This window comes from Paenibacillus taihuensis (assembly GCF_003386535.1).
Classification (GTDB): Bacteria; Bacillota; Bacilli; order Paenibacillales; family Paenibacillaceae; genus Paenibacillus_Z; species Paenibacillus_Z taihuensis.
Genome location: NZ_QTTN01000007.1, coordinates 164,551 through 177,257 on the forward strand (window position 1 = coordinate 164,551; position 12,707 = coordinate 177,257).

The 12,707-nt window shown below is 53.2% G+C and carries 9 protein-coding genes and 1 pseudogene; all 10 read right to left on the bottom strand.

Annotation, left to right across the window (positions count from 1 at the left end):
• Positions 1-43: 43 nt before the first annotated feature.
• Entirely contained in the window at positions 44-2,458 is a 2,415-nt protein-coding gene (locus tag A8990_RS08395; protein ID WP_116188564.1) for a sugar phosphate nucleotidyltransferase, read from the bottom strand.
• Complete coding sequence (locus A8990_RS08400) at positions 2,455-5,325, bottom strand: 1,4-alpha-glucan branching protein domain-containing protein (protein ID WP_116188565.1); 2,871 nt, start codon at positions 5,323-5,325, stop codon at positions 2,455-2,457. Before A8990_RS08400 ends, A8990_RS08395 begins: the two co-directional genes overlap by 4 nt.
• Positions 5,326-5,347: 22 nt before the next feature.
• Positions 5,348-6,001, bottom strand: coding sequence for a DUF4912 domain-containing protein (locus tag A8990_RS08405; protein WP_181909472.1), 654 nt, complete (start codon positions 5,999-6,001; stop codon positions 5,348-5,350).
• Positions 6,002-6,767: 766 nt separating this feature from the next.
• Positions 6,768-7,255: pseudogene (locus A8990_RS08410) on the bottom strand (Gfo/Idh/MocA family oxidoreductase); the annotation flags it as partial.
• A complete protein-coding gene (locus A8990_RS31810) occupies positions 7,185-7,346 on the bottom strand; it encodes a hypothetical protein (protein ID WP_220376793.1) in 162 nt (53 codons plus the stop codon). The gene A8990_RS31810 and the pseudogene A8990_RS08410, both read right to left, overlap by 71 nt.
• A 125-nt stretch (positions 7,347-7,471) precedes the next feature.
• The gene (locus A8990_RS08415) at positions 7,472-8,026 is read right to left on the bottom strand and encodes a GNAT family N-acetyltransferase (RefSeq protein ID WP_116188567.1); all 555 of its coding nucleotides are present in this window, start codon (positions 8,024-8,026) and stop codon (positions 7,472-7,474) included.
• Between the two features lie 19 nt (positions 8,027-8,045).
• The gene (locus tag A8990_RS08420; protein WP_116188568.1) at positions 8,046-8,804 is read right to left on the bottom strand and encodes a carbon-nitrogen hydrolase family protein; all 759 of its coding nucleotides are present in this window, start codon (positions 8,802-8,804) and stop codon (positions 8,046-8,048) included.
• Positions 8,805-8,939: 135 nt separating this feature from the next.
• Positions 8,940-9,773 (bottom strand): uroporphyrinogen-III synthase, encoded by an 834-nt coding sequence (locus tag A8990_RS08425; protein WP_116188569.1) that lies wholly within the window; start codon positions 9,771-9,773, stop codon positions 8,940-8,942.
• Between the two features lie 20 nt (positions 9,774-9,793).
• Positions 9,794-10,126 (bottom strand): nitrite reductase small subunit NirD, encoded by a 333-nt coding sequence (gene nirD / locus A8990_RS08430; protein WP_116188570.1) that lies wholly within the window; start codon positions 10,124-10,126, stop codon positions 9,794-9,796.
• On the bottom strand, positions 10,123-12,609 hold the full coding sequence (gene nirB / locus A8990_RS08435) for a nitrite reductase large subunit NirB (protein WP_116188571.1): 2,487 nt from the start codon (positions 12,607-12,609) through the stop codon (positions 10,123-10,125). The genes nirD and nirB overlap by 4 nt, the downstream gene beginning before the upstream one ends.
• Between the last annotated feature and the right edge of the window lie 98 nt (positions 12,610-12,707).

The window sequence follows — 12,707 nt, forward strand, 5'->3', positions numbered from 1 at the left end:
GCCACATCCGAATTGGATGTGGCTTCCCTCGATATTCCTAATTCTAGCTGCTGCGGTACTTCCGAATCTTATCCGCATAAGAAGCGGCCATCTGCTTCGCCGCAAGCTGCGACTCCGCATTTGCATATACTTGGAAAATTGGCTTCTCATTATCTGGGAGAATGAGCGTCCAGCCTTCTTCGTGGAAGATCTTGATGCCGTCGATGAGCTCAACGTGCTTGCCTTTCGTCTCCTGCATCAAATGCCGCATTACCTTCCCTTTCTCGGACCATGGGCAATCGACTTTCTCCTTCAGCAGCGCAAAAGCCGGAATCGTCTGAATCAGCTCGGACAGCGACACACCCATGAATGCCATGATCTCCATCAAGCGAACAAGTGTATAAATGCCGTCAAGATAGACGTGGAAGCCGTTATGCTGGCAGCTCTCCAGAATGGACCGTATGTCCGATTTGGTACGCATCACCTTGCGGTTGCTCTGCGTGACCATCAGCTCGGCAATGTCCGGGAAATGAACCGGTACATGAATGACTTCATCCTTCGAGGCTTGCAATTGAATGCGCATTTGCAGCATATGCGTAAGCTCATCCGAGATGACCTCGCCAAGCTCCGTCACCAGTTGGATCCGCTGCCCGTTCGTGTCGAGCATCATTCCAAAATCAGCGCCATTGTCACGTACCCAGTGTGCCAGTTCCGACGGCTCCGTAATGACGCCGTTCAACTGAATAACGCGGCAGCCCAGCTCTTGCAGAAACTCCGGCAGCACATTATTCAAGTTGTGACCATTGTACACCGTGACCACTTTATAGGAATGGCTTTCGATGATTTGGGTGTCGACCGATTCAAGCAGATCCCGGCGATATAAGCGGCCCACTGCAGGGCAAGTGCGCTTTCGGCCGACCTCGCTTGGCTTGATGATGCGCTGATCCTCCTGGAAGTAGGCATTCTCGAGTTTGCGCTCCATCGCTTTCGTAATCGGCAGCCCCTGCTCATCCAGAAACTCGATGACCGCTTGCTCTTCGCCGTCTTCCTCTGTCATCCGAATATAGATACCCGCCGTGCAATCAAGGTGGCATGCCGCATAACGGGTGATCGAAGAAGTAACCGCGCCAAAATGGTACGTGTTGATGCCCGCTGCATGAAGTCCTGCCGCGAACGCTTCCGCCATTAACTCGGCGAAAGGCGCCGCGTCATGTCCGATGCCGACTGTAACGCCCATCGGAAGCGCCGTGCTTAGCGCCATCGACAGCCGATTGACGAAGCTGGTCGTCATCTGGACGTTGCATGCCCCTTTGACGCCGAACTCTCCGAAGATCGTCTTCGTCGCGTGCTCGCCCCAGATGAGCGAGTGCTTCAATACGGCATTGTCTTCGACTGACTTGTTCGGGAACATCTTGACACCGGAACCAACGACGCTGTGCACACCGACCACGCAATTATCGCCGAGCACGGCTTCTTCATTGATCGAAGCGCCGTACCGGCTAATGACATTGCGGCACAGCGTTGCGCCCTTCACTTCCACGTTGTTATCCAGCATATTGTGCTTCCAGAGCACCGTTCTCTCGACGGATGCACGATCCAAAATCATCGACCCGCCGCCAACAACGGTGTACTCTCCGATGATGGCATGCTTGCCGATTACGCTGCGCTCCCCGATATAAGCAGGTCCGACAATCGAAGCGGTCGGATCGATCTTCGCACGGTCGCCAGCCCATACGCCAGGCGCGATTTCACGGCCAGGCAGCTCGATCGCGACTTTGCCCTCCAGCATATCGAATTGCGTCTGGCGGTATTGCGTCAGGTTGCCGATATCCGACCAATAACCATCTGCCACATAGCCGTACATCGGACGGTTATTCTTCATCAGCATCGGGAACAAATCTTTGCTGAAGTCGAACTCCTGATTCTTCTCGGAGTATTGGAATACCTCGGTCTCAAGAATGTAGATGCCCGTGTTGACCGTGTCGCTGAACACTTCGCCCCAGCTCGGCTTCTCCAGGAAACGATTGATGCGGCCATTCTCATCCGTCATCACAACGCCGAATTCAAGCGGGCTGTCGACCTGCGTCAGGACGAGCGTCGCAACCGAGCCCTTCTCCTGGTGATAGTTAATTGCACGAGTCAGATCGAAATCCGTGAGCGCATCGCCGCTGATGACGATGAACGTTTCATCCAGAAACTGTTCTGCATTCTTCACGCTGCCGGCTGTGCCGAGCGGGCTTTGCTCCTCGAAATAGTGAAGACGGACGCCGAAATCCGATCCATCGTCAAAATAATTCCGAATCGCTTCTGGAATATACTGCACCGTAACCGCAATGTCGGTAATGCCATGCTTCTTCAGCAGCGCGATCGTATATTCCATGACCGGACGGTCCAAGAGAGGAACCATAGGTTTTGGGGTATTGCTCGTTAAGGGACGAAGACGGTTTCCTTTTCCACCAGCCATTATGACAGCTTTCATTGTAGCCCTCCTGTAGTTTCGATAGTTGCAGCCGCTTCCCGGCTAACTTGCAGCTGTGATTGTTCCAGCAACACTCGGCGATAAGTGCCGATCGTTTCTCTTGCAATGGTGTTCCAATCATAGTCATCGATTACTTTATGAAATGCGTTCAACGCCATCGCGTTCGCATTGTCCTCATCTTGCAGCATCATGATCAGGCGCGACGAAAGCGAAGGAATATCTCCCGGCAGGACGGTATAACCGTCTTCGCCGTCTTCGACGATCTCTGCGAGTCCGCCGACGCCGGATACGATAACCGGCAGCTGCGCTGCCATCGCTTCAAGCGCTACGATGCCGAACGGCTCGTAGAGGCTTGGGAATACAGCGGTGTACGCTGCGCGGAAGAGCCGATTTCTGGTGCTGTCGTCGATGAATCCGGGGAAGCACACTTTGTCGGTAATGCCGAGCTCGGCAGCGCGGGATTTCAGCTCATCAAGCATCGGTCCTTTGCCAGCCAGCACAAACTTTGCTTCCGGACATGCCTCGAGCACAGCTGGAATGCTCTCGAGAAGAATGTGGACACCTTTCTCGCGGACCATCCGGCCGACATAGAAAATGATTTTCTCATCCGGCGTTGCAAATTGCGCATGTGTTTCCGCAGCCATCTCTTCATCAGCCTGGAAATGCTCCGTAATGACGCCGTTCGGGATAATGTCAATCTTGTCTACCGGCAGCTGGAAGAGCGAACGCAGTTCCTCCTCCATGTAGCTGCTGCACACGATGACGCGCCACGCTTCGTACGTCATCTCCCACTCTTGATGATGGATCTGATGCTGCAGCTCCGTGCGAATACCTTGATTGCGTCCATGCTCCGTCGCATGAATTGTCGCAACGAGCGGTAAGCCGAACTTATATTTAAGTGCCTTCGCCGCTTGATTCACCAGCCAGTCATGCGCGTGGATGAGATTGAACACGCCGTAGTTGCTGATCAAATGGGAAGCGTAATCGGTCATAGCCAGATTCAGCTGGAGGATCCATTCCATGAATGAAATGTTGGACCCTTGATACGTCCCCACGCGGTGAACATGAACTCCGCCCTGCTCCTCATAGGACGGGTAGCCATCTACATGCGAGGTGACGACATGCACTTCTGTGCCAAGCTCAGCGAGCATCCGGCTCAGGTCGTATACATGCCTGGATAATCCCCCGACGATCATCGGCGGGTATTCCCATGCCAGCAGGAGAACCTTGAAGCCTGACGGCTTCGAATCAAGCATTGTCACGACGTTACTGCTGCCCGCATATCTGCCAGAAAGATAGACACGATAGTCAAGCTCCGGGAAAATAGCATCTCGCTTCTCTACTTCTGCCAGCCAGCGCTCGTCTATTAAACCGGAAATCATCATTTCATAGAGTCGACCGAAACGTCCGACATGGTTGTTCACCCGTCTAATGGCGTAGTCGACCATTGTCCGATTGTCCATAATGAACGGCCAATCGCTGCACTGTGCCAGCAGCAGCTCGCGAGCCGCTTGGTCGAGCGCTCTACGGGTCAAGCCATCTGCCGCCGGATAGCGATCTGCCAGCTCTATCATCTGCGCTTCCATATCGTGCAGATAACGATAGATCCACTGATTCGTATCGTTCAGCCAAACATCGCCATATCCGCCTCTTCCCCAGGTCGAGAAAGCGAGCTGGCACTGCTCATTAACGGGATATTCATCCAAATAAGCAGCAGGCGTGGAGAGCTTCACCGTCTGCTGTTCGGAAGCGATCTTGCGGAACAGCTCCTCCAGCCACATAGGACCTTCGTACCACCAGTGACCGAAGAGCTCCGCGTCATATGATGCGATAATGATCGGCTTGCGGTGCATGTTACCCGCGAGATGTTCGATTTGCTTCTCGCGATTAAACATGAAGTTGCCCGCGTGCTGAGCAGCTTTTTGCCGCGCCCAATCCAGTTGGTAGATCTGTTTCTCCATGTTCGGACCCGTGATCCGGTAGTATTTCATCCCAGTGTTCAATCGGAAGTCTTCGATCGGCATATGCGGATTGAGATAATCCATATCCAGGTCAAAGCCGATATCTCGGTAATATTCCCGATAGTCGTAATCGCCCGGATAACCTTCTTGCGCGCTCCATACTTGCTTCGACGTTTCTTGATCGCGCGCGAATGCGGCAATGCCTCCAGGCGTCACGATCGGCGCGTATACGCCCTGTATTGGCGACGGATCAGCGTTATGGAACACATGACTGTCAGTCATGAAGTACTGGATACCGAACTCACGCAGCACGTGATCGAGCTCCGGTTTGTACCCGCATTCCGGCAGCCAAATCCCGCGCGGCGCCTTGCCGAGGTACTTCGTATGAACGCGTACGGCGTTCTCAACCTGTGCCCGCAGCGCTTGTTCGGTGCGGATATAAGGCAAGAAAGCATGCGTTGCAGATGAGGTGATCAGCTCCAAATGTCCGAGATCCGACATCGCTTTGAAGCCATCAATGATGCAGCCATTGTACGCTTGCTCGAAGCGTCTCTTCGTATGGCTGAATTTCTCCGCATACATCATGACCACTGGCAGCAGCGCTTCATCTTCTTGAACTCTAGCAATCTCCTTATCCGCAAGCGCGATAAGTCGATCCATATGTTTGATATACCGCTCCTGCAACAGCGGGCTTGCGAGCATCGTCAGCAGCGTCGGTGTCATCGACATCGTCAGCTGAAACGCGACTTGATCGCGGACAAGCCCTTCCATCATGTCGAGCAGCGGAATATACGTTTCGGTAATGGCTTCGAACAGCCAGCGTTCCTCAATGAATCGTTCGCTTTCGGGGTGATGCACAAATGGCAGATGCGCGTGAAGGACGACGGAGAGATATCCTTTTTCCACAGTAGACTTCCTTTCCGATGGTTTATTCTGTAATGGAGTATCCGGTGAACGCTGCAGCCCATTCAGGCTGCTTAACCGGCTCGGCGCTTGCCCAGACGCTGCCCTTGTCAACAGTGTGGCGCTCGTCATTCAGCCTTGGCGTCTCGACCGCATTTGAACGAAGCAGCGTAATGAATCTGCCATCAAGCGACGTCGTGCCGAAATCAACACAGTAAGCCGTTCCTGCCGACATATCCCTCATAAACCAGTTGTCCGCTTCATTGCCCACTTGAATATCCCATGTCCGATTCGCGTTATCGCCATTGAACGTTATGTATGATACGTCATACACCCGCAGCCATTTGGGCAGCTCATGCCATGCACAGTGAAAATGCTGCTCGATCATCCGAATACGCCGCTCAGTCAGCTTCCAATATACATAGAGAGTCTTGGGATCCTTCGGGAGCAGCACAAGCCTGTCCTCATCGAGAGTTACAGACTCGGGTAAATAAGCGAAGTCCACATCAGGGAACCCAGCAGCTTCTTCCACTCTTCCACTTCCATTATTTCGGCTGCCTTGCGGTAATAGTCCATGCTTCGCCAAATGATACCTAACCTTGCTGCTGGTAATGCCAAGACGCGCTGCAATTTCCCGCTGAGACAACCCTTCATTCCTTAATCGAATGATTTCTTCCAAACGACAACGTACCCCCTTTTCTTCATTGCGGCCACTCTCAAACTCGCTAAACATCTACCGCACATTTACGCATTATATAAGGATCCGGCTGAAAAATTGCTCGAACGGTGCTGCATAAAAAAAATAGAGACATAGGCGCATCTAATGGCGATGTCCCATGTCTCTTCTTCCAATTACATGTATTTAATTCGTTAAAATCCAGCAATGAAATCGTTTGCTCTTCCAAATACACATACAGGTACTTAGAACCATGGGACTAAGGACCTAATTCGAAATTGACCGATGCTGTCGGGTAATTTCCTGAAATTGGCCGGTGTTCGACAAGGTTGAAAGAGCACTCGACAGTGCTTGTAACATAAAGGTCACTTTTGAGTTGGAATGACCAAATAACTGTTTGGTTCAGCTAGTTTCTCAACATGTTTTGGTCAGTTTTCACTCAGTTCAGAGTCGGTTTTATTCATTTCAAGGACCGTTTTTTCAGCTTCCAGCTTAGCCTAGCAGCTCTTGCCGATACTCCTTCAAGTGAATAACTCTGCCTTCCAGACGTGACTTTTCTGCTGCAAAAGCCATCAGATGACTTTGAACCGACACTTGCGCTCCTGTCAGTCTCGCCGTATTCCACCTCCGCTCACCAACTTAACGAAGTCGCGCATAATGCCATAATCACCGCCGCCGTGCCCTTCAATCGGCGCATCGATTGCGATCGTCTTCGTTTCGCCGGTCGAGAAGTTCGATAACTCAATGACATTCTTCTCCATATGTGGCGAATTTGCCCGCCGGTGCCCATCATATTCATCGTTCTGCCGCCTTCCATCGTAAAGGCGCACATCGTGAACACAATGGTCACGTCATTCGCGAACTCCAGATTGACAACCTGGTGATCGACGACATTATTGTCGCAGCGGTAGACGCATCTCCCATACGGTCCAACCCGCAGCTCGTGCATGACCGCTTCCCTGCTGATATCGTCGCTGACCACTTTGCCAATCGCAAGACCAGCCCAATCCTCGCGTTCGAGTACATTCTCGGCGCGTAATAAGGGCAGGTGTTCTCCACGGGACAGCCGTCCGTGCAGCGGAGCGGCGCCCCTTCCGGAGCATGCTCTTCGCGAAAATGCGTCAGCGACCCGAAGGACGACACCTTCGTGCAGTCCGCATCTGCGAGCCACAGCAGCACATCCATATCATGGAAGCTCTTGGACAGAATCATTGGGCTGGAGGTCTCGGAGTTCCGCCAATTCCCGCGCACGAAGCTGCAGCTCCTCTGGGAACTCGAGCCCGTACGGATCGTATGCGCGAGCAACTCGTTGACCAGCTCCGATAAGCGCGGCCGTCACTTTAGACATCAACCCGCAACCCCTTTCGATCAACTATCACACAATCTATTTAGTACCGATTATGCTGCCGCTACAGCCCACGGAACAAGTGACTAAAAAGAACAAGACTGCCTATATTGGCAGTCTTATTGACGTTATCCATGAAGTTGTTCGAATTCAGCCTTCGTAAGTCCATATATGTACTCATCATAATGGCGGCCCTTCGTATAAATCATATCGCGCAGTGTACCTTCGAGCTTGAAGCCAAGTCGTTCCTGGAACGCAGCTGACCTATCATTAAACGCATACACATGCGCATTTACTTTATGATACCGGAGCTCTTCGAAGTAATAGCGCAGCAGCGTCTTCACAGCATCCGTAGCGTAACCGTTGCGCCAGTGGTCTCGAAAGATGGAAATGCCGTATTTGAAGGTTCCGGTCCGAGCATTGCTGCCCCAAGTATTCATACTCCCTACGAGTGTTCCATCATGCGTTTCAATCGCCAGAAACACATTGTCTCCGTCCGTCACGTTATTCGATTGTTCCTCCGCCCACTTCTGAGTCCCTTCATCCGAACGAGGAAAATGAATCTCGTCGCATAATCGCGCGTTCTCGGAATCGAGATCATTGTTGTGGTAGTTTTCCCAATCCTCCGGCTTAACCGGACGCAGCCTGACCTTGGAGCCCGACCAAACATATTGAGTCGTCATTCGGAATCATCCTCCTTCATTAAACAAGCAGTTCTGGCCTCATCCTAAGCGGAAGTCTTCTTGTTGCTTCCTCGGGATGCATATCGCACACGACGAGCTGCTCTGCGCCAAGCTCAGAAGCACATATCTGTTCCCCTGAAGGTGCGATGATAACGGTGCCGCTGCCTTGATCAGGCAGCGCATAATTCACGCTCGCCATGAAGATCTGATTCTCGTTGCTGCGGCACATCATCGTATGCTGGAAGAAGGCAGGCTGCGACACCGCGCCTGTAAAATGCGGATGGAAGACGATGCTTGCCTCTCGAAGCGCCGCCCAACGTACAGTCTCTGGATATCTCCAGCCCTCGTGGCAGATGACAATGCCAACCTTCACGCCGCCAAGCTCGAAGATTTGTCTGCCTGCTCCAGCCGTATAACCGAACTGATCTTCATCGGGATCGATCTGGTTCTTCGTCTGATAGCCCCGCAGCTCCCCTTCAGCCGAGATGACGAAGGCGACCAGGTGCAAGCCTAGCTCGTCCTGCCATTCTGTCGGCAAAATGACTGCGATTCCATGCCGTTTCGCCAGCTCGCGCACCTGTTCTATGCTTGCTGTCATGCGCTCATGATCGTAAGGCTCAACCTCGTAACCGACACCTCGGAGCCCGGGCAGTATCGATTCGGGAAAACAAATAACGTCACATTGCTGCTGCGCCCCTTTGGCGAGCATTTCCGTTACAGCGGCTAATCCGTCTTGAAGGCTTGAAGGAAATCTCGTTTGCGCCAGTCCGATTCTCATTGTTATCCTCCTGCTGCGTTCATGCTGCTTGCTCTTGTACTTCCATTCTTCTACTAAGTTAGCATAAAATGAGGAGATGATCGACAGCTTTTTCCATGCAGCAAAAAGAACCGCTGCAGCAGCGGTTCTTCTTAACTAATTCGCAGCAAGTAGTCGCTCGCCAGCTTCATTGTAATACTTGCTCATGGCGACGAGCATATTGCCCATACGCTCTTCCTCCGGATACAAGACACGCGATACGCCTTCTTCCCGCATCGCTTCGGCGGTCACTTTGCCAATCGCCACTGCGAGCACCCGATCTGCAAAAGCATCACGAACCGCTTCTGCTACGCCCAGCCTCTCCGCACATCCCATCACAAAACGAACCTGAACCGTGCTCGTTAACGTGACCGCATCTATCTGTCCGTGAATGATCTCCTGCAGTAGCTGCTCAATAACCTCATCTGCAGGCGGAACATGCCGGTATGGCAGTAGCTCTTCGCATACAGCGCCCCGCTGCGCCAGCTCTGCAGTGAGCTTCGGCGCGGGATCTCCATACAGCTGAAGCGCAATTCGGCTGCCCCGTAGATCATAACCATCGTCGAGCGCCCGCAGCAGTCCGGCTGTTGTGCCGTCATCATCGCGAACTTCAGGCGTCAGACCAAGCTTGCGGAGCGCATTGACTGTCTTGTATCCGCGCGCTGCGAGCTTCATTCGGCCAAGCGCTGCCAGGAATGGCTCAGCTAAGCCGAGATTTTCCGCGGTAAGCATAAGCGCTTCTGTCCCGGCTCCCGTCGTGAGCACGAGCCAATCAGCTGGCTGATCAATGAGCGCCCGAAGCTGCAATTCAATCTGGGTATCGTCGAGAAAAACAGTGCCTTGAGCTGGACGAATAACAGCTGTACCGCCGAATTTGCCGATCATGCGGCTCAACTCCTCCGCTTTGCGAGGACCGGTCACCGCAATGATTTTGCCATCTAGTCTTGCCATACCCGCACTCCCTCTCTACGCTACGATACTTTGGACTCCTTGAGCTCGATCTGCAGAACTACGTTATCCCTCTCATCGATGAAGACCGGAAACGTCTGCACGCAACCGTCGTCCGGCGCTTGCACCAGTCCGTCATTCAAACTGATTTTCCAGTCGTGCAACGGACAATAGACGTGGCTCCCGCATACTATGCCCTCCGACAATTTGCCGCCTTTGTGCGGACAACGGTTCTCAATCGCGGCAACGGTGCCGTCGGATTGCTTGAACAGGGCAAGCTCGAGCTCGCCTAAACGGACGACACGCCCTCTGCGTTCAGGAAATTCGGACACATGTCCGATGATGATTTCATTCATCCTTGGCCGCCCCCCTTCTTATAAGCTGCACCCGATTCGCTGCTCGCGGCCGCTTCCGAAGATACCGGCGCTGTCAGTGCATCGAACGCATTACGGAGATCTTCGTTCTCCAAGATTTGCTTCCACGGATCCTGCGTCTGACCAAGCGTGACATCGATTCGCGCATTCAGTGCATCGCGGTCCTCTTGAGTCGCCAGCGCCTTCTTAATCGTCTCGAGTCCAACGCGGAGCGACCATTCACTCGTCCGTTCGCCGAAGTTCGCCGTCTCGCGGTAGTACTGCAAGTAAGCACCGGTCCACTTGAGTACCTCTTCTTCTGTCTTGACTTTCGTGAGCAGATCGGCTGCCCGAACGCGCATCCCGCCATTGCCCGCGACATAGAGCTCCCATCCGCCGTCGATTGCAACAACGCCGAGGTCCTTGATCGTCGCTTCCGCGCAGTTGCGGGGGCAGCCGGATACAGCAAGCTTCACCTTATGCGGCGTATTCAGTCGCTCGAATTTCTTCTCCAAATCGATCCCCATCTTGATCGCATCCTGCGTCCCGAACCGGCAAAAGGTATTGCCGACGCATGTTTTGACCGTCCGCAGCGCTTTGCCGTATGCATAGCCCGATGGCATGTTGAGGTCCTTCCACATGTTCGGAAGATCTTCCTTCTTCACGCCGAGAAGGTCGATCCGCTGACCGCCGGTGATTTTGACCAGCGGTACGTGATATTTCTCTGCGACAGTTGCGATCTTCTTCAAGTCCTCCGGCGTCGTCACACCGCCATAGATCCGGGGAACGACCGAGAATGTCCCGTCTTTCTGAATGTTGGCATGATTGCGCTCATTGACAAAACGGGATTCCAGCTCATCCTCGTGCTCCTTCGGATAAATCATGCCGATGTAATAATTGAGCGCCGGGCGGCACTTGGAGCAGCCCTCCGGATTGTTCCATTCGAGGACATGCATCACTTCCTTCGTCGTCGTGAGCCTCATCCGGCGAATGGCTTCGACAACATCATCGCGTGTAAGCGAGGTACAGCCGCAGATTCCTTCCTTCACGGGAGCGACCTGCTCCGAGCCGATGGTTGCCGTCAGAATCGCTTCCACGACCGGCTTGCATGTGCCGCAGCTGCCCGATGCTTTGGTGCATGCTTTAATCTCGCCGACACTGACGCAGCCTCGCTCCATAATCGCAGACACAATGGTGTCCTTCGCGACGCCGTTACAGCCGCAGACGATCTCGTCGCCGCTCATCGCTGCCGCAAGGTCAATCGGGCTAGCGCTTCGGCCGCCAGGGGAACCTGCGCCGCCGAATAAAATCTCTTTCTCGCGGCCCGTATAATCCTCGCCGCTTCGAATGGCTGCGTACACTTTGGAGCTTTCGCTCGTATCTCCGAACAGAACCGCGCCGACCACTTTGCCATGATCGAACACGATTTTCTTATATACGCCTTCAAGGTCATCCTGCACACGAAGCGCTTTCGTCCCCGGTCCATCCTCATAGCGCCCTGCTGAAAATACATGCACGCCCGAAACCTTCAACTTCGTAGAAACAACAGACCCTTTGTAACCGTCAACCGTAACGCCGGCAAGCTTCTTCGCGAGAACAGCGCCTTGCTCATATAGAGGAGCGACAAGCCCAATTGTCGTCGCTCTGTGCTCCACGCATTCGCCGACTGCATAGATATTCGCTTCACTCGTCTGCATATAATCGTCCACGACGATACCGCGGTTCACCTCGATGCCGCTCTTCTTGGCAAGCTGAACATTCGGCCGGATTCCAACAGCCATTACGATCAGATCCGCGAGCTCCTCCGTGCCGTCTTGGAAACGAAGCCCCCTCACTCTGGCATCACCGAGAATGGAGTCAGATTGCTTTTGCAATAAGAAGCGCATCCCTTGACGTTCCAACTCCTCTTGCAGCATGAATGATGCAGTTGCATCGAGCTGACGTTCCATAATGTGCGCATGCTTATGAACGACACTGACTTCCATATTCAGATGTATCAAGCCGCTTGCCGCTTCAAGACCAAGCAGCCCGCCTCCAATTACTATGGCTTTGCGGTAATGCTTTGCCGTTTCGATCATCGTCTCGCAATCTTTAATATCTCGGAAAGCAATAACCCCTTCCTTATCCGCTCCTGGCAGCGAAAGCATATACGGCAATGAACCTGTCGCAAGCACCAGCTCATCATAAGGAATGGCAGCGTCTTTGTCGGTGACGACTTCCTTTGCCGCCGAATCAATCTTGGTGACGGTCTCTCCCGTGTGAAGCGTGATATGATTGTCGCGGTACCAATCCCAGTCATTCAGGATAATATCCTGCATGCTCGCATCGCCAGCGAGTACGGACGAGAGCATAATCCGGTTATAATTCGGATACGGCTCAGCGCCGATAATCGTAATCTCATACCGATTCGGGTTCAGCTTCAGCAGCTGCTCCACGAACGAAACGCCGGCCATTCCATTGCCGATCATGACTAGTCGTTGTTTCATCGCTTTCCACTCCTCGTATAAAAACATAGAAGCCTACCCCGCTGTCATCATGACAAGCAGGATAGGCTTCATTGCCATAGGAAGCGGCACGCCGTTGT

Excerpts from the sequence above, each read along its gene's own strand:
- nirB (WP_116188571.1), bottom strand. The coding sequence starts at position 12,609 with ATGAAACAACGACTAGTCATGATCGGCAATGGAATGGCCGGCGTTTCG.
- A8990_RS08415 (WP_116188567.1), bottom strand. The coding sequence starts at position 8,026 with ATGACGACTCAATATGTTTGGTCGGGCTCCAAGGTCAGGCTGCGTCCG.
- A8990_RS31810 (WP_220376793.1), bottom strand. The coding sequence starts at position 7,346 with ATGTCTAAAGTGACGGCCGCGCTTATCGGAGCTGGTCAACGAGTTGCT.
- A8990_RS08395 (WP_116188564.1), bottom strand. The coding sequence starts at position 2,458 with ATGAAAGCTGTCATAATGGCTGGTGGAAAAGGAAACCGTCTTCGTCCC.
- A8990_RS08420 (WP_116188568.1), bottom strand. The coding sequence starts at position 8,804 with ATGAGAATCGGACTGGCGCAAACGAGATTTCCTTCAAGCCTTCAAGAC.
- nirD (WP_116188570.1), bottom strand. The coding sequence starts at position 10,126 with ATGAATGAAATCATCATCGGACATGTGTCCGAATTTCCTGAACGCAGA.
- A8990_RS08425 (WP_116188569.1), bottom strand. The coding sequence starts at position 9,773 with ATGGCAAGACTAGATGGCAAAATCATTGCGGTGACCGGTCCTCGCAAA.